This window comes from Nocardia sp. KT25-26 (genome assembly GCF_056627695.1).
Window position 1 is genome coordinate 2,988,107 of the sequence record NZ_CM152813.1, and the last position, 15,609, is coordinate 3,003,715.

A 15,609-nucleotide genomic window follows, 5' to 3' on the forward strand; every position below is an offset into this window, starting at 1 on the left:
GAAAGGCATCTCATGGCAGTCGATCGACTTCTCTTTCCCCGCCCCGAAACACCCCGCGTCCATGTCGAACGCACTCCGGTCGAGGGCGCATGCCCGGCATGCGGTGCGGCAGACCTGGCCCGCTATCCGGTCGCCAACTTCCTCGGCCCGCGCATGGTCGTCAAATGCCAGGCGTGCTTCCACCACGTGTCGGTGACCCGGCCCGAACCGGAAGACAACTGGCCGGCCTGGCGGGCCCCGGCCCGGGACTGGCCCGCCTCCCGGGTCGGCTGACCCGGCCCGGACCCGTGTTGCGGGACTACCCGGACGAGCCGAAGAACGCGCCGTGCTCGGCACCGGCGCGGTGAAAAAACCGAAAGGACACACCACATGTCAGGACAGCTACTCGACAGGAAAGTCGTTCTCATCACCGGCGCGGCCGGCGGAATCGGGCGAGCGACCGCTGTGCTGGCCGCCCGTGAAGGTGCCCGGCTCGCACTGAGCGACGTCGCCGAAGCCGGTGTGAAGGAAACCGCCGAGCACGTGCGGGCCGTCGGCGGCGAGGCCCTCGCTCTGCCCGCAGATCTGACTGTCGCCGACTCGGTCGAGGCGATGGTCGCGGCCGCCGGCGAGCACTACGGCCGCCTTGACGGTGCGTTCAACAACGCCGGTGTGAGCGGCGGACAGCTCGGCCAGGGCGGCCGCCGCGTGCCCGAATGGGACGAAGCGGCATTCGATCAGGCGCTCGCCGTCAACCTCAAAGGGGTATGGCTGTGCCTGCGCGCCGAGCTCCCCCGGATGGCGGCACAGGGTGGCGGTGCCATCGTGAACACCGCCTCGCTGGCGGGGCTCACCGGGTTCAAGACGACGGCCGGATACTCGGCGGCCAAACACGGTGTGGTCGGACTGACCAAGACCGCCGCAATCGAATACGCACCGACCGTCCGGGTGAACGCGGTCTGCCCCGGCTACACCGACACCGACCTCATGAAGGACGCCAAGAAACGCAGCGGCGACACGATCATTGCGCGAATCCCCTCGGGGCGGCTCGCCCGGCCCGAAGAGATCGCGGAGATGGCGTGCTGGCTGCTGTCGGATCGAGCCGGCTACGCGACCGGCGGCGAGTTCGTCGTCGACGGCGGATACATGGCCAGCTGAGGCGCGGATCACGGATCGAACACTGTCGAAAGGATCATGTCATGACAGCGACCATCGGTGCTGCACACTATCTCGACGGCCGCTGGGCCGACGGTGACGGTTCGCCGATCATCTCCGTCGCCCCCGCCACCGAGCGGCGGATCGGGGAAACCCCGGCGGCCGGCCCGGAACAGGTCACCACCGCCGTCCGGGCGGCTCGGCACGCCTTCGACGAAGGGGAATGGAGTCGACTCACTCCCGGCGAGCGAGGTGCCCTGCTGCACCGGCTGGCGGACCTGCTCACCGGGCACCGTGAGCAGCTCGTCGACATCGCCGCCACCGAGATCGGGACCCCGATCTCGGCCGGGCCGACCCTGCACGTCGACCTGCCGGCCAAGTTCTTCCACTGGTTCGCCGATGCGGCGGCCAGGGGCCCGCGCGACGGGTACGAGCAGCCGCTGGGCCTGGACCATGATCCGATCACCACCAGCAGCATCCTGTTGCGGCAGCCCGCCGGAGTGGTCGGCGCGATCGTCGCCTACAACGTGCCGATCATGATGTGCGCGTACAAGCTCGGTGCCGCACTCGCTTCAGGGTGCTCTGTGGTGCTGGTGACCTCCCCGAAATCGATCCTGTTGACATCGGCGTTCATGCGGCTCGTCGAAGAGGCCGGCTTTCCGCCCGGCGCCGTGAATTTCGTCTTCGGGCCACCGGAAGTCACCGAGGCGGTGGTAACGGCGCCCGAGGTCGACATGGTGACCTTCACGGGTTCACCCGAAGTCGGCAGCAAGATCCTCGCCCTGGCGGCGCCGACATTGAAGAAGGTGGTCCTCGAACTCGGGGGCAAGTCGCCGAACATCGTGCTGCCCGGCACTGACCTGGACCGGGCGGTGCCCGCCTCGGCGCTCCGGTTTACTCGCAACAGTGGCCAGGCCTGCGGGGCCACGACCCGGACCTTCGTGCCCAGCGAGCTGTTCGACGAATACGTCGAACGGTCGGGGAAGTTTCTCACCGGATTGACCGTTGGCGACCCGCACCGTGGCGACACGGTTCTCGGGCCGCTGATCACCGGCGCACACCGGGACGCTGTCGAAGGCCATCTGGCGCGTGCCCGTGAACAGGGCGCGGTGGTGCCTGTGGGTGGTGGCCGACCGGCCGGGCTCGACGTGGGTTTCTACCTGGAGCCGACGCTGGTGACGAACGTGCCCAATACGGCCGAGATCGCACAGGAAGAGCTGTTCGCGCCGGTCGGAGTGGTGATTCCGTATACCGACACCGACGAAGCCGTTCGTCTGGCCAACGACGTGAAATACGCCCTCAACGCCAATGTGTGGGGTCCGACCGCGGAGGCCGTCGAATTCGGTAGGCGGATCCGTTCCGGCACCGTCACCATCAACGGCGGCGGTGGCATGCGGGCCGACGCTCCGTGGGGCGGTCCCGGTCACAGTGGTATCGGCCGGGAAGGTGGTGAGGAGGGGTTGCGCGAGTTCTTCGAGGTCAAGCATCTCCAATGGCCGTTGTGACCCAGGCGCCGACACGGCTGGGCAGATGTGGTTGCCAGACCCGTCTCCCAGCCCGGGGAGGGGCCGACGCCCACCTGAGACGAGCGCCGGCCTTTTTCGCGCAGCTCAGCTGCGCTCGGGTATCTACCGAGTCAACGTGAACGTGTTTGTGCAGGTCAGGGAGTGGGCGTAATGGTCGATTCGCCCTCCGGACACAGTTTCTGCAATACCCGAAAGCCTCCGGTTCACCCGGAGGCTTTCGCGGTTGGCTGTGCACGGACTCGTCGATGTGAGACAGTCATTGCCTACTCGCAGACTCCATCCTCCCTCAACAGATGAAGCGAAAGTCCGCCCACGATTCCACGGTTTTCACCGAGACGCTATGACTCTCCGGCCCCTGGTCGGTCGATGCCTTCGACAATGCGGAAGTCGCGCTCGAAGCCACGGGGGAGTTCGGCCAGTGCCTTCTGGTAGGCCGCGCTCGCGCGTGCGGCGACCGCCTGTTCGAAGCTGTCGAACTCGACCAGGACGACGCGGGCGGCGATACCGGCTTCGTGTGCGTCGACCCGGTTGCCGATGCCGGCGAGCACTCGCCCGCCCGCGGCCGCGACGGCCAGACCGGCCAGTTCGTTGTAGGCATCGAGCCGCTCGGGGGCCTCGATGGCGGGGTAGACGCTGACCCAGTAGCCCTTGGTCATGGAAACCTCCGGTGTCGGGATCGGTAGATATGGCTTACGGGTTGGTTTCGGTCGGGCTCGGGAGGAAGTCGGCGAAGCGAGGCGCGCCGGGCTCGTGCGGCACGCGGGCAGCGCGTGCGGCGAAGCTGATGGCGTGATACCACCCGCACAGAAGTAGCATGTCGAGCAGTTCGAGTTCGTCGAAGACCGACGCGAGCCGTGCCCACAGCGCGTCATCGATGTCGGAACGCTCGTGCAGTGTGTCGACAGCGCGGAGTAACAGCCGGTCCCGGTCGGAGCCCCAGCACCGGTCCGCGGGGCCGCCGTGCACCAGGGACGCCGACTGTTCGCGGGTGAGCCCGACGCGTTCCGCGAACATCATCATGTGCACGCCCCATTCGTACTCGCAGCCGCACAGCACGCAGGTCCGGTCGATGACGATCTCGCGCTCCCGCATGGTCAGGGTCAGTTCTCGGCCCAGCTCATAGCGCCCCCACTCGTGCATCGCACCGGCCATCGGGAGGTTTCTGGCGAAGAGCCGGAACAGCCCGATCGGCGGCGTGTCGCCGGGCATCATGCGCGCGAGTAGCGCGCCGGCCTGGTCGGTGTACGGCGGTTCCAGCAGGTCTATTCGCGACATCGGTGCTCCCCTCGAGGTGTTTCGAAATCAGAAACACGAACGGATGCTAGTGTTTCTAAAAACGAAACACAAGGAGGGTCATGCCTGTACCGCGCCCCGGAGCACCGGTTCGTGGATCGAGCACCGGCCGTCCGATCATGGCCGCGCTGGACCTCTTCGGCCGTCGGTGGGCGTTGCGAATTCTGTGGGAACTGCGTGCGGGCCCGCTCGGTGCGCGCACGCTGCTGACACGCTGCGCAGGTCTCTCCTCCAGTGTCCTCTATCAGCGACTTCGCGAACTCGCCGCGAGCGGCATCATCGCCTCCTCCGCCGATGGCTACGAACTCACTCAGCTGGGGGCAGCACTCATTCGCGCCCTCCGGCCGCTCGACGAATGGGCGACCACCTGGGCGCAGGCACAAGAGCGCAACTCCGCAGAGGCAGAAGGTCGCGGGGTAGACCCCTGAGAGTAGGGACGAACCTACCGAGCCGGTGGTACGGTCATGGCCCAAATATTGCGGCGGCGACGCGTATGAACGAGTGGATCAGCGGGTCGGTGTTCGTGCTGTTCCAGGCGACGACCAGCGGGCTGGGCGGCATATCGGCGAGCGGGACGGCGACCAATCCCTCGGGCATCGGGTGGCCGAGCGGAGACAGTCCGATCGTGCCGTTCCACAACACAGCTTGCAGACACTCCTGGATGGTGCGCACCTCCGGGCCGTCGCGGTCCCGTGTTCCACGCGGTGTGGCGTTCCAGAATGCTCGCCAGACGGGGTCGGTGCCCTCGGGAAGCCGGAACCACGGACGATCGTCGAGATCGCGCACGCGCAGAATGCCGCACCGGGCCAGTGGATCGTCGGCACGTAAGACCACACCGATCGGATCCTCGCGCAGCACATGGGTACTGATTCCTGCGTCCTCGAACGGCATTCGCGTGAGCACGACGTCGACCCGTCCTGCACGTAACCCGGCGGTGGGGTCACCGAGGTCTGTCTCACGCACGCGGACGCGGACAACCGGGTGGCGCTCGCGGAAGGCGGCCACCAGGCGGGGTCCGGCCTGTTCGGCGCTGTCGGAGAGCGTGCCGACCGATAATGTGACGGTCCCGGCTGCGGCCGCGACTCTGGCCGGGATCTGATCTGCCTGCTCCAGCAGGGAGCGCGCCTCGCGGTACAGCGCCTCGCCCGCCGCGGTCAGCGATACACCGCTCGCCGAGCGGCGCAGCAGAACTGTGCCGAGGTCGGCTTCCAACGTCTTGATCGCACGGCTCAATGGTGGCTGGCTCATGTGCAGGCGTTCGGCTGCGCGCCGAAAGTGGAGTTCCTCGGTGACGGCTACGAAGTAGCGGAGCAGGCGCAGATCCATTACCGCCGACGATACCCGCACGGTATCACCCTTGCGCAACGGATCTTGGACAGCCGTGATCATCCATTGCTGAACTGACATCGATCGGTTCGGCCGCGTCGGACCTCAGGGACCCGCGGCACCCCCAACACTGGAGTCGACCATGCCTGAGGACACCAATCCGGATCCTGTCGTCGAGATCGGGAATGTGCGGGAGATCGGCCACGACCTGCTCGTGATTCCGAACCGTCGCGTCGACCTCGTGCCCAATATCGGTGTGATCGGCGGGACGCACTCGGTGCTGGTCGTGGAGACCGGCATGGGCCCGCACAATGCGGAGAAGGTGCTGACCTTCGCCGCTGAACAAGCCAAGGGCCGCAGGATCTTCCTGACTACCACGCACTTCCACCCGGAGCACGCGTTCGGTGCGCAGGTGTTCGCCGGCGAGGCAACCTATCTGGTCAACCAGGCGCAAGCCGAGGACCGTGCCCAGAAGGGTGAGAGCTACCTGGCGATGTTCGAACAGCTCGGAGAACCAGTGGCGCGCCAGCTCGAAGGTGTCACGCTCACTGCGCCGGATGAGGTTTACGATGGCAGGTACGAGCTGGATCTCGGCGGCCGGGTCGTGGAGTTGCGCCCGACCGGCCGCGCGCACAGCAGGGGCGACCAGGTCGTTGCCGTCCCGGACGCCGGCGTGCTGTTCACCGGCGATCTCGCCGAGGCCGGCCAGTTTGCGATCTTCCCGTGGTTTCCGCCCTACGACACCGACGTCTCCGGCTTGCGCTGGATGGACGTGATGGAGAAACTCGCCACCGAGGCTCCACGCGTAGTCGTGCCGGGCCATGGCGAGATCGGCGATACCCAACTGCTCGTCGACGTGCGTGACTACCTGCGTGAACTGCGAGATGAGACCTGGCGCCGCCGGGACTCGGCCATGAGCGAGGAATCCATCATCGAGGAGGTCCGCGCGCTGATGATCGAGCGGCATCCGGACTGGACGATGCGGGAGTGGATCGAGCGCGGCGTCGGTTGCCTGTGCGCCGAACACCCGCACGCTGTCGCATGAGCGATCGGTGCGGCGGCGGACAACCAGAAGGAGCATGATGAATGAGGTCGGCACCGACTGGGCCGCCGAGGATTCCACCGAGGTCAGACGCATACCGGGGCACCGACCAGGGTGGTCCATCTGGAGTTGGCGCGGACCTCACCGGATCAGGCCTGCTGGCAGGTGGTCTCATGGGTGGGGTGCACGACGTCGTCCACCCGACGGGCCGAGGAGATTCCGGTCGGTGATCGACCTGTTCGGAACCTGCTCGGAAGGCGCGGTTCAGTTGATCGGGATGGAACTGGATAACAACGATGAACATCGAGTATGTACGCATGCCGCGTGGCAGCCGCGATGGTGGGACCGCCTGGATGGCGGATCTGCCGGCCCGCTATGTCCACGGTGAGCGCGGGTTCGATCGCCGCATCATGGAACAACTCGCCGCGGTCGGCGTGCCCTGCTACACACTGACCGACCTGTCCAACGGGCCACGCACCATCCCCGCCGGTATCCCGATCTTCATCGATTGGCTCGCCCACCTCGAAGAACGCATACCGGGTCCGGAAACTCAGCATCGCTCGGCGATCCGTTCCGGCCTGATCCGCAACCTCATCGATCCCGCCGCACGCGGCAATCAGGAAGCGATCGATCTGCTCATCGCTCAGGTCCGCCACCGGCCGCCGCTGCCGAAACGGCAACAGGACTGGGCCTGCACCGCTCTCGGCTTGATCGCCACACCGAAACACTTCCCCCAGATCGCGGGTCTGCTCGCCGAACTGCCCGACGACACCCAGCAGGTCCCGCTCGTGAAGTACCTCGGCAAGATCAAGACGCCCGCGGCCCGCGACCTCGCCGTGCAACGCCTCGACGGTGTCGCCCGCGCGGCCGCGATCAGGGCACTGGTGCAGATGAAAGCCACCGGCGTCCGGCATCTCGTCGAACCGATGGTCGACGACCCCAACCCGGACATCCGCAGACTCGCACGGCAGGCCCTGGCCAAGCTGCCTCCAGTCGAGTGCGCGGGGAGAGATCGGCTGACCGGTCGTCGACGGGCTGCGCGTGATGTCACGAGCGTGTCAGAGTGATACCCAGGTCGGCTTTCGCGATGTGATCGAGCGTCAGCAGGTCGGCAGACGTTGTCGTCGGCGCGGCGGTTGCGTCGGCAGCGGCCAGGGCTGCGAGTGCGGTGAGCCCACCGGTGGTGCGTGACTGGCCGACGCCTGCCGCGGACAGGGTTTCGCCGGTCCGGCGGTTCATTGCGGTGAGTGACCAGCGTTCGCTGCCGAGGTGGGGGGCACGGCTGATCAGGGGTGCGAGCCTGGGAAATCGGCCGACGAGTCCCAGTGCAGCGGTCGTGAGTGGGCCGTCGGTTGCGAGGTAGGAGCGCACGGCGACGTCGCGTGAGTGTCCGATCAGGAGGTTGTCGGGGAAGTCCGCGCGAAGGCAGGTGCGGATGCGGCGCCCGGTGGGCAGGCGGCGGCGTTCCCGCAGGTTGACGACGGTGTGGTCCTCCGGTGGTTCCCAGATCTGGTGGCCCGCGAGCCCGGCGGTCCATTCGACGGCGGCGGCGCCGTGTGCTTCACCGCCGCCGAGCATGATCGCGAGGTCGACGTCATCGCCCGCCGCACCGGCGACGGCGGCGACGAGCAACGTGCTCAACCCGGGAGCGAGTCCGACGCCGATTACCACCCGCTCGGCATCGAGCCGAGCTGCCTGCGACAGCCGCGCGAGGTATGCGGCGGTGGCGGACGGGTCGACCAGAATCGCTCCGGACAGTCGTGTCACGATGCGTGGATCCTCGACGCCGGAGGCGTTGACAACGATGCGGTGGTCGGGTGCCGCCTCGCCCAGCGCGTCGAATCCGGTGTCGGAGGCGAGGTCGACAGCGATGCCGTCGGTGGGGGCGGTCCGGCCTGCCGGGGTCACATCGTGCCCCGCTGCCTGCAAGGCGGTCGCGGTGGCGCGCCCGACGGCGCCGCGGGCGCCGAGTACGAGGATCTTCATGTTCTTCTCCTGTTCTTCGAATCTCGGCGAGCAGTGCGCGCACCGAGTACATGGTCGGCGGCGAGGGCGAAGCCGACGGCGAGGAGTGCCCACGCGAAGACTTCAGCGGTGAGTAACAGTGATCGTGCATAGGTGAGGCGCGCGCCGACACCGGTCCCGACCGCGAAGACCTCGGTCATCAGGACGACACGCAGTGCTCCGGCCGTGACCACGCGGCTCGCAGAGCCGATCTCGGCGGCGACGAGGGGTGCGGTGATCCGGCGGAACACGGTCGATGGGCTCAGACCGAAAGCGCGGCCCATGTCCTGTAGTTCGCGGGACGCGTGGGTGAACGCGGTCTCCGCTGCCGCGGCGACGGTGGGGAAGAGCACCAGGACTGCGACGGCGATGGCGACCCGTCCGTCCGCACCCCACCAGAGCATGGCGACGACGGCGGCCACGACGGGCGGGATACCGGCTCCGAGGCCACGCAGTACCGAAACCGCTCCCGACAGCATTGCCGACCGGCTTGCCGACCAGCCCAGCGCGGTTCCGCGAAATATTGCGATGGCCGCTGCGGCGACGGCTCGGGCCGTCGTCGAACTCGCGGCGACGACGAGCTCGCCGGTCTGTGCAAGTTCGGCCAGCGCGGCGCCCGTCTGGATCGGCGACGGGACGAGCACCTCGGGGAAGACGGCCGAAGTCCACTGCCAGCAGGCGAGCAGGCAGCCGACGGCAGCAGCAACGCCGATGCCGCGACGACGAGCCGCGGTCACCGAACGTAGAAGTCGTCGTCGGGAAGGGTGCCACCCGCGATATCTGGATTGCGTTCGATGAGCGCGCGGAGATAGTTCTCGACCGAACCTTGCGCTGTCGCACCGTCGAGGTACCTCGCGCCCAGACGCGCCGCGACGTCGGTCGCGAAGCTCGGATCCACTTCGGCGAGTCGTGCCACCCGGGTGTTGGTGTCGGCCGGGATCTCTTCCGCGGCAAGGGCGTCCGCCAGGGTCGCCCTGAGGTCGTGCAGGCGGCCGCTGGAATCGTCGGCGAATGCTGCCGTCGCGACGATGGCGATCTGCGGGGCCTCCGCACTTGTCACCGCCATCCACTCGTCACGTAGATCAGCGATGCTGTCCAGCCGCCCCGCCGAACTTTCGGTTGCGCGGGTTGCGAAGTGCTCCGGCACTACGGCCGCGTCGATGTCGCCGGTCGCGAGCCGGGAGAGGATCTCCGGAAGCGTCGGGTGGTACGTGATATCGACGTCCAGGTCGCGTGCTGCGAAGACGGTTTGCGCGATCTGATCAGCGGTATCGCCGGGAAACGCGATGTGGATCGTGTCCAGATCTTCGAGTGTGGCACCGGCCGGTGCCACGACATGCAGCAGGCTCAGGTCGAGCGCTCCGATCAGCCTGATGTCGAGGCCACCGTTGTAGAGGGCGCCGGCGGCCTCGGTCGGCATGACCGCAACGTCGGCCGAGCCCGAAGCGAGCTGGGCGCGGAGGAAGTCGGGATCGGTCCCGAGGCTCACCTCGTAGCGACTCGGATCTGCGCTGGTCAAGGCAGCTACGGGGAGAAGCGGGGGGACGCTCTGGGCGGCGGCGATGCGCACCCCGCCGGTGTCGGTGCCGGCAGTGGCGCATCCGGTGAACAGTGCGGCGATCAGCGGTGCCACCGCGAACAGGCGGACGGATTTTCTCATGGTGCTCCCAGCGATCCGGTTCGGAAGTTAGTATGTCCTAATCTAAACTGTATACAAAAAGGATCGAAGGAGGGGGCGTGAACGCGCCACGTTTCGAAGCCGCCGCGTATCGGCCGATGTCTGCGCACCTGGGAGCTGCTGCCGAACGTTTGGTGGACAGGCTCACGACCACGCCGGGGCCGGATGGCCGCCCTGTCTTGGTCGACATCGGATGCGGCGACGGCAATCTCACCCTGGCGGCAGCCCGGGCCGGTTGGCGGGCGATCGGAATCGATATCTCGCCCAGCCAGATCGCCGCAGCCCGGGTACGGGCATCCGGTGCAGCATTGCTGGACGACGTGGAATTCCGCGTCGAAGACGAACGCGACACCTCGGTCGCCACTGCTGCTGCCGATGCGGCCGCCAGCAGTTTCGGTGTCATCTTCGCCGCCGACCCGGATGCGGCCGTGGGGCGGATGGTTCGACTGGTGCGCCCGGGCGGACAGGTCGGCGTCACTGCGTGGGCCGAGCCGACGGCATCCGCCGTGCTGCGGCGCACCCTGGCGAAGATCATCGACGCAACGTCGGACGTTCCCGGCCTGCCGGTGCCGTGGCGAGGGCTGCCGGAGATTCGCCGGACGTTCGAACAGGCCGGCCTGGTGGAATCGGTTGTCACCGTCGAATCACTGGATACGGCGGCGGCCACTTTCTCGGCCGCCCTCGACATCTTCTGCGATCGTGCTCCCGTTCTCGGGGATCTGTATGCGCGCGCCCGCGATGTCGCGTCTCGCTCGGATATCGAAGGGGTCTGCCGGGCGGCCCTCGACGAGGCGGAGCTCGTGACGCTCGGCGCACACGTCGAGGTAGCGGATCGGTATCTGCTCGCGACTGGGCGCCGCGCCGGATGATTCTGCAGGTGCGCGACTTCGTCGTCGCCGGCCGCACACCGGCGAAGCGGGCGCTCGGGTTCACGGTTGCGGCCGGCGAGATCGCGGCGCTGGTCGGACCGTCGGGGGCCGGGAAATCGACTGTTCTCGATTGCGTGGCAGGCGTCGGGCCACGGTACGGTGGTGAGGTGATTCGGCCGGCGCACGGCATCGGTGTGCACTTCCAGACGCCGAGACTATTGCCGTGGCTGAGCGCACGCGACAACGTGCGCTTTCCCCTTCGGGCGGCCCGCAGGTCGGAGTCCAGCCCCGATGCCACCGCGGTGTTGGCGGCGCTCGGAATCCGGGACCACGACGCATTGCCCGCCGAGCTGTCGGGTGGCCAGCGCAACCGTGTCTCGCTGGCCCGGGCCATGCTCGCCGCCGACGTACTGCTCATTGCCGACGAGCCGTTCGCCCACCTCGACGCCGACAGCGCGGACGCCGTCGAGAACGCGCTTCGAGCGCGGGCGGCGGCCGGATGCGCGGTACTCGTGGCTGCGCACGAACCGGACCGCGTGGCTTGCCTGGGGGCGTACGAGATTCGGCTGGGGGGCTGATACATGGCACGAACGCCGGAGGTGACGGTGCCGCGGATCGTGGCGGAGATCGTCGATCAGATACTGGATGGCCGGTTGAAACGCGGCGCGAAGCTCAGCACGGCGCACATCGCCGACGGGGTGGCGGCGTCTCGCCTGCCGGTGCGTGAGGCGCTGCGCGAACTCGCAGTACTCGGCGTGGTCGACTATGTGCCGAATCGTGGATTCCGGGTGCCGCCGATCCCGGCGGCACCCGAGCTGACGGCGCTGCTCGACGTACGCGAACTACTCGAACCGGAGGTGCATGCCCTCGCCGCGGAACGCGCCACCGACGCCGAACGTGCCGAAATTCTGGCTGCCTTCGAGCGTGGCGCGGCTGCTGAGCAGGCCGGTGCCTACGGGCACGCAGCTCAACTCCATCACCGCGGTATCCGGGCGATCGTCGATGCGGCCCATCACGCCGAGCTGCAGCGCTCGCTGACGCCCCTGATCATCCGTAGCGCGCTGCATTTCCCGGCGATGCGAGCTGCCGCCGACTTCGAAGGCTGGGGACAGCACCGGAGCAGCGCCGAGGCGATCGCTGCCCGCGATCCTGTTGCAGCGAAAGCGTGTGCCGAGGAGCACCTGGCGTTTCTGCGCCGACTTGTCGAGACGGTTGTGGCGCGCGACGATACCGGAGCGAACCGACCGGAAGCGTGACGCCCGCCAGAACCTGCCGGTGTCGTTCGGGCACGGTGGCCGGGCTCATCGTTCGCGGCTCACCCGGCGTGTCGTGCCGCCGGGCGTCACCTGCGGTCCGGCTACATTGCCACTGTGTCTCCCGGAGGGCAGCTGCTGCTGTACACCATTGCGCTGAACGGCTACGCGTTCCTGTTGATCTATCTGCGTTCGTGGGTGTATCGGACACCGGTGTACCGGCCCATGGTGAAGAATTTCTTCCTCTCGATCTTGCCTCTGATCCTGCTGTTGGCGGTGCTGCTGGTCATCGGTGTCACCGAGGCGACAACCACCCGCACCGTCACGATCATCGTCGGGATCTTCGGATTCGGGGCCTGGTTGCTGGCACTGCCGAATTCGGGCTATCTGATCACCGAGCTGAACCTGAACCATCGACGTGACGACGAGCAGGTTCCGCTGTGGTACGACATCATCGCCGTGCTGGCGTTCGCAATGTCCGGTGTGATCAATACCGTCCTCGGCGTCTTCGCGGTGCACGTCGCCTTCGCGCTCACCATCTACGGCGAATCGAATCAGGATCTATGGGATATGCCGCTGCGGTTGCTGACCGGGACCGTGCTCCTGCTGGTGTCGGTGGGTATCTACTTCGGGCGTTATCTGCGTCTGAACAGTTGGGATGTCCGGGCGCCCACTCGGATGTGGGCAAAGCTGCGGCACCACTTCGACTCTCGGGCCGTGCTCGGGAACTTCGTGCTCTTCTGCGCCACCCACACAGTCTTTCTGTGGCTGATCTACGGTGTCGTCATTCTCCCCGTGCTGGCAGCGATCATCGATACGCCGGATCTCGAACTGGTGGACTGACTCAGCACTCAGTCGGATGCGACAGCGGGCTGTCCGGGGCGAGTTGTGTGGCGTTCGAGCCGTCGCTGTCCTGCACCATCCTTGGTTTCTCCTGGGTGCGAATGTGCCTGAGCCAGCTCGCCGGACTGCTGGGGAGCACTTCCCGGACTCGGCCGTGGCCGCCGAGATGCGTGGCACCCTGGATGTCTACTCCACTCGGTCGGAACCGGCCCAGCCTTGTGTGGCCTTGGCCAGGGGAACATCCAGTCCGAGCCACGAGGCAGTTCGGTACGCGGGTAGGGCGCACGCTGAAATCCGGGAATCGAGCTCGCGTCCTGGGATCGGAAGTGAGGCATCATGGCTGTCATGCATGACTGGCCTGAACGTGACGCCGGTGAGATCCCGACCCCGGAGTTGGTCGCCTCGTGGGTGGTGCTCGACACTGTCCCGGCCGAACGGATCCCGCACTGGGGAGCGCATTGGCTGGTTCAGGGCTATGCCGGTGAAGCGCTCACGACATTGGCTGGGTTGAGCGGAACGGATACTCATGAGGTCCACGACCTGCTACCCGAGGCGCTGACCGAATGTAATGCAGCCATCCCGGACTCGGACGCAGCCGCGGCCCAGGTGACGTTCGCCGGCCTCGCACGAATGTACGCCGACAACCGAGCATCCGAGAGATGGGTACTGGACAAGGTGCGCGAGGTCGTCGGCTGTTCCGGCTACGCCGCCAGTGTCATCGCACTCCCACTCGGTCGGATCTTCGACATCGAAGACAAGTGGGGAGCGGGCTGGGGTCGACCCGAACTGCAACTTGCCGAGGAAATCCGGAACGCATGCAGAGCTCAGCTCGCCGTCTGCTACGCCGCATACGAATTCTAGCGTTCCAGGTGTAGAACGTGATCTTTGCGCAGTGCCGGGTCGGACCGGCTGACCCGCGTTGTCGGGTGTGCCCCAAGCATCTGCTCTCCCCCGGCTGTTGCGATGGCCTGGAGGACCGGCGACGTGATTGGTACCCGCAGTCCTGCCCGCATTCGAGCGGGTGCCCGGACGCCCCGAATGGTCACGGGGATGCAGGTGCGGCCCCGTGTGGCGGGGCCGCCGCGGCACGGTCAGAGGCACTGCCATTCGTGCTGGAAGCTGCCGGTGCAGAGTGCTTCGAACGGTTTGGTCACCAACAGGTTCCAGAGGGCGTGGTAGGTGTTGTCGATGGCCGCGCTGCCGGTGGGGTAGGTCCGGTCATCGATAGGCTGAACCTGCGTGGGAGCCTCGAGTTCCACGGGTTCGGCCGATGCCGTGGCGGGGGCGATCACCAGTACAGAACCTACGGCTAGGGCAGCGAGTGATTTACGCATCATGGTGGAGTAGAGTACCTTCCGTTTGGAGTTGATCTTTCTTCTCTGTTTCGATCGCTTTGGTCGCCTGTGTGCGTTAACGTACGCTGGCCGTTGTCGGCGGCGTACCTGCTTGCCGACCTACTGACGGAGCGGAACCACGCGAACTCGTACCGGGCGATGAGCCGGTCAGATCAACCACATCATGGTCGCGAGCGTGACCATGATGGCAAGGCCGCACCCGGTACCGAGGAGTGTTCCGACGATCGCCGCGCGGCGGGCGGTGGGCCAGGTGATCGGGTAGGCCCGGTTGGTCGAATAACTCACGTGCACACTTACTTCGGATCCGATCGGGTACCGGCCGGGAACCGGTTGGCGGTGGGGCTGAAAGTCGGCACCTCGGTAGTCCACCACCGTGCGCCGGTGCCGAGGCGGGCAGCGGCACAGGGTCGGTTCATGGTCGTCCTTGCAGGTATGGGCGATGACTCGGGCAGGGCGTCGACCGGTGAATCTGGGGCCGCCGTGGGCGCGTAGCCCTTCGTGCAGCGGAACGAGCAGATGGTGGTAAGCCAGTCCGTAGAGGAATCCGAACACCGTCGTTGCCGCCAGACCTGCAAGCATGGGCACCACCAGGTCGATCACGCCTGGGATCCTACGCCGACGTGGCTCGCGGCAGCGGTACGCTGCGTGGGGAGGTGCGGATCCGGGCAGCAATGATTTCGTATTCGCGTCGCGGGCGGCCCGGCTGTCCACGCGCCTCCGGAAGCGCCCGGTCCGAATTGTGGGACTTCAGTGCTGTGTGCTGTGTTGAGCGTGCACAGATCGGCGAGAATGCCCCGACGACGGTTCCTGGCCGGTGCAGGCGTGGATACGCTGCGCAGTCATGGATCCCATCGACCTCGAAGTACCGATATCGGTGCCGCCCGGAGACCGGGGGCTGGTTCTCGACGTCGAGCGCGTGGCACTGTGGAACCCGTTGGCGCTGCCGGGGGAGGAATCCTTCGCATACATTCGCGAACCCGACGGCACCTGCCGGCGGCTGCCCGACTCGTTGAAGCATTGGGCGACCCGAGTCCTGGCCGACCACTACGCGCGGTCGGAAGCCGGTGTGCGGCCGGTGTTTCCGTGCCGCATCCGAATCGAGGCCCGCGACGATGCGGTGACCGCTCATCTGTTGGCTGTCGACGAACAGCCCGTGCCCTGATTCCGCCTGTCCTGGACTGGCCGCGGAGCGCGCCGAGGGACGCATCACGGCGCTACGAGTGCATGTGCAACACCAGGGCGCGGGCCGCTGGTAGTACTCCCGTAGGGGACCCCATCGAACGTAG

Annotated in this window: 20 protein-coding genes; 12 read left to right on the forward strand and 8 right to left on the reverse strand. The window is 67.0% G+C overall.

Features of this window, described 5'->3' with window-relative positions; translation table 11 throughout:
• Positions 1-12: 12 nt before the first annotated feature.
• From AC1HFH_RS13540 to AC1HFH_RS13550, 3 genes are all read left to right on the forward strand, one after another.
• Positions 13-273: a hypothetical protein gene (locus AC1HFH_RS13540; RefSeq protein ID WP_480243119.1), complete on the forward strand. Its 261-nt coding sequence runs from the start codon at positions 13-15 to the stop codon at positions 271-273.
• A 96-nt stretch (positions 274-369) separates the two neighbouring features.
• Positions 370-1,137 (forward strand): SDR family NAD(P)-dependent oxidoreductase, encoded by a 768-nt coding sequence (locus AC1HFH_RS13545; protein WP_480243120.1) that lies wholly within the window; start codon positions 370-372, stop codon positions 1,135-1,137.
• A 41-nt stretch (positions 1,138-1,178) separates the two neighbouring features.
• Complete coding sequence (locus AC1HFH_RS13550; RefSeq protein ID WP_480243121.1) at positions 1,179-2,639, forward strand: aldehyde dehydrogenase family protein; 1,461 nt, start codon at positions 1,179-1,181, stop codon at positions 2,637-2,639.
• Positions 2,640-2,998: 359 nt separating this feature from the next.
• On the opposite strand, the gene AC1HFH_RS13555 is transcribed toward AC1HFH_RS13550, so the two are convergent.
• On the reverse strand, positions 2,999-3,316 hold the full coding sequence (locus AC1HFH_RS13555) for a DUF1330 domain-containing protein (RefSeq protein WP_480243122.1): 318 nt from the start codon (positions 3,314-3,316) through the stop codon (positions 2,999-3,001).
• A gap of 34 nt (positions 3,317-3,350) precedes the next feature.
• Complete coding sequence (locus AC1HFH_RS13560; protein WP_480243123.1) at positions 3,351-3,935, reverse strand: carboxymuconolactone decarboxylase family protein; 585 nt, start codon at positions 3,933-3,935, stop codon at positions 3,351-3,353.
• A 137-nt stretch (positions 3,936-4,072) separates the two neighbouring features.
• Here AC1HFH_RS13560 and AC1HFH_RS13565 point away from each other — a divergent pair, with 137 nt between their 5' ends.
• Positions 4,073-4,381: a winged helix-turn-helix transcriptional regulator gene (locus AC1HFH_RS13565; protein ID WP_480243124.1), complete on the forward strand. Its 309-nt coding sequence runs from the start codon at positions 4,073-4,075 to the stop codon at positions 4,379-4,381.
• Between the two features lie 34 nt (positions 4,382-4,415).
• Here the strand turns inward: AC1HFH_RS13565 and AC1HFH_RS13570 are convergent, their stop codons facing one another.
• Positions 4,416-5,279: a LysR family transcriptional regulator gene (locus AC1HFH_RS13570; protein ID WP_480243125.1), complete on the reverse strand. Its 864-nt coding sequence runs from the start codon at positions 5,277-5,279 to the stop codon at positions 4,416-4,418.
• A gap of 142 nt (positions 5,280-5,421) precedes the next feature.
• On the opposite strand from AC1HFH_RS13570, the gene AC1HFH_RS13575 reads away from it, so the two are divergent.
• Positions 5,422-6,324, forward strand: coding sequence for an MBL fold metallo-hydrolase (locus tag AC1HFH_RS13575; protein ID WP_480243126.1), 903 nt, complete (start codon positions 5,422-5,424; stop codon positions 6,322-6,324).
• 293 nt (positions 6,325-6,617) lie between these two features.
• Positions 6,618-7,388 carry a HEAT repeat domain-containing protein gene (locus tag AC1HFH_RS13580; protein ID WP_480243127.1) on the forward strand — a complete coding sequence of 257 codons (771 nt, stop codon included), beginning with the start codon at positions 6,618-6,620 and terminating at the stop codon, positions 7,386-7,388.
• On the opposite strand, the gene AC1HFH_RS13585 is transcribed toward AC1HFH_RS13580, so the two are convergent.
• The 3 genes from AC1HFH_RS13585 to AC1HFH_RS13595 are packed head-to-tail and all read right to left on the reverse strand — an operon-like array spanning position 7,369 to position 9,958.
• Positions 7,369-8,307: a saccharopine dehydrogenase gene (locus AC1HFH_RS13585; protein ID WP_480243128.1), complete on the reverse strand. Its 939-nt coding sequence runs from the start codon at positions 8,305-8,307 to the stop codon at positions 7,369-7,371. The genes AC1HFH_RS13580 and AC1HFH_RS13585 overlap by 20 nt on opposite strands.
• Complete coding sequence (locus tag AC1HFH_RS13590; RefSeq protein WP_480243129.1) at positions 8,304-9,062, reverse strand: ABC transporter permease; 759 nt, start codon at positions 9,060-9,062, stop codon at positions 8,304-8,306. The genes AC1HFH_RS13585 and AC1HFH_RS13590 overlap by 4 nt, the downstream gene beginning before the upstream one ends.
• The gene (locus AC1HFH_RS13595) at positions 9,059-9,958 is read right to left on the reverse strand and encodes an ABC transporter substrate-binding protein (protein ID WP_480243130.1); all 900 of its coding nucleotides are present in this window, start codon (positions 9,956-9,958) and stop codon (positions 9,059-9,061) included. Before AC1HFH_RS13595 ends, AC1HFH_RS13590 begins: the two co-directional genes overlap by 4 nt.
• A 104-nt stretch (positions 9,959-10,062) precedes the next feature.
• Here AC1HFH_RS13595 and AC1HFH_RS13600 point away from each other — a divergent pair, with 104 nt between their 5' ends.
• The 5 genes from AC1HFH_RS13600 to AC1HFH_RS13620 all read left to right on the forward strand — a co-directional run bounded on the left by AC1HFH_RS13600 (position 10,063) and on the right by AC1HFH_RS13620 (position 13,829).
• Entirely contained in the window at positions 10,063-10,872 is an 810-nt protein-coding gene (locus AC1HFH_RS13600; protein ID WP_480243131.1) for a class I SAM-dependent methyltransferase, read from the forward strand.
• Positions 10,873-10,880: 8 nt separating this feature from the next.
• The gene (locus tag AC1HFH_RS13605; protein WP_480243132.1) at positions 10,881-11,450 is read left to right on the forward strand and encodes an ATP-binding cassette domain-containing protein; all 570 of its coding nucleotides are present in this window, start codon (positions 10,881-10,883) and stop codon (positions 11,448-11,450) included.
• Between the two features lie 3 nt (positions 11,451-11,453).
• The gene (locus AC1HFH_RS13610) at positions 11,454-12,128 is read left to right on the forward strand and encodes a GntR family transcriptional regulator (protein ID WP_480243133.1); all 675 of its coding nucleotides are present in this window, start codon (positions 11,454-11,456) and stop codon (positions 12,126-12,128) included.
• Between the two features lie 114 nt (positions 12,129-12,242).
• Positions 12,243-12,968, forward strand: coding sequence for a DUF1361 domain-containing protein (locus AC1HFH_RS13615; protein WP_480243134.1), 726 nt, complete (start codon positions 12,243-12,245; stop codon positions 12,966-12,968).
• Positions 12,969-13,313: 345 nt separating this feature from the next.
• Positions 13,314-13,829 carry a hypothetical protein gene (locus tag AC1HFH_RS13620; RefSeq protein WP_480243135.1) on the forward strand — a complete coding sequence of 172 codons (516 nt, stop codon included), beginning with the start codon at positions 13,314-13,316 and terminating at the stop codon, positions 13,827-13,829.
• Between the two features lie 230 nt (positions 13,830-14,059).
• Here AC1HFH_RS13620 and AC1HFH_RS13625 read toward each other — a convergent pair whose 3' ends face one another.
• Entirely contained in the window at positions 14,060-14,260 is a 201-nt protein-coding gene (locus AC1HFH_RS13625) for a hypothetical protein (RefSeq protein ID WP_480243136.1), read from the reverse strand.
• A 210-nt stretch (positions 14,261-14,470) separates the two neighbouring features.
• Positions 14,471-14,923: a hypothetical protein gene (locus AC1HFH_RS13630; RefSeq protein ID WP_480243137.1), complete on the reverse strand. Its 453-nt coding sequence runs from the start codon at positions 14,921-14,923 to the stop codon at positions 14,471-14,473.
• Between the two features lie 241 nt (positions 14,924-15,164).
• Between AC1HFH_RS13630 and AC1HFH_RS13635 the strand changes: the two genes are divergently transcribed.
• Positions 15,165-15,485, forward strand: a complete 321-nt coding sequence (locus tag AC1HFH_RS13635; protein ID WP_480243138.1) for a hypothetical protein — start codon at positions 15,165-15,167, stop codon at positions 15,483-15,485.
• Positions 15,486-15,609: the final 124 nt, after the last annotated feature.

Excerpts from the sequence above, each read along its gene's own strand:
- AC1HFH_RS13540 (WP_480243119.1), top strand. The coding sequence starts at position 13 with ATGGCAGTCGATCGACTTCTCTTTCCCCGCCCCGAAACACCCCGCGTC.
- AC1HFH_RS13545 (WP_480243120.1), top strand. The coding sequence starts at position 370 with ATGTCAGGACAGCTACTCGACAGGAAAGTCGTTCTCATCACCGGCGCG.
- AC1HFH_RS13550 (WP_480243121.1), top strand. The coding sequence starts at position 1,179 with ATGACAGCGACCATCGGTGCTGCACACTATCTCGACGGCCGCTGGGCC.
- AC1HFH_RS13555 (WP_480243122.1), bottom strand. The coding sequence starts at position 3,316 with ATGACCAAGGGCTACTGGGTCAGCGTCTACCCCGCCATCGAGGCCCCC.
- AC1HFH_RS13560 (WP_480243123.1), bottom strand. The coding sequence starts at position 3,935 with ATGTCGCGAATAGACCTGCTGGAACCGCCGTACACCGACCAGGCCGGC.
- AC1HFH_RS13565 (WP_480243124.1), top strand. The coding sequence starts at position 4,073 with ATGGCCGCGCTGGACCTCTTCGGCCGTCGGTGGGCGTTGCGAATTCTG.
- AC1HFH_RS13570 (WP_480243125.1), bottom strand. The coding sequence starts at position 5,279 with ATGGATCTGCGCCTGCTCCGCTACTTCGTAGCCGTCACCGAGGAACTC.
- AC1HFH_RS13575 (WP_480243126.1), top strand. The coding sequence starts at position 5,422 with ATGCCTGAGGACACCAATCCGGATCCTGTCGTCGAGATCGGGAATGTG.
- AC1HFH_RS13580 (WP_480243127.1), top strand. The coding sequence starts at position 6,618 with ATGAACATCGAGTATGTACGCATGCCGCGTGGCAGCCGCGATGGTGGG.
- AC1HFH_RS13585 (WP_480243128.1), bottom strand. The coding sequence starts at position 8,307 with ATGAAGATCCTCGTACTCGGCGCCCGCGGCGCCGTCGGGCGCGCCACC.
- AC1HFH_RS13610 (WP_480243133.1), top strand. The coding sequence starts at position 11,454 with ATGGCACGAACGCCGGAGGTGACGGTGCCGCGGATCGTGGCGGAGATC.
- AC1HFH_RS13620 (WP_480243135.1), top strand. The coding sequence starts at position 13,314 with ATGCATGACTGGCCTGAACGTGACGCCGGTGAGATCCCGACCCCGGAG.
- AC1HFH_RS13635 (WP_480243138.1), top strand. The coding sequence starts at position 15,165 with ATGGATCCCATCGACCTCGAAGTACCGATATCGGTGCCGCCCGGAGAC.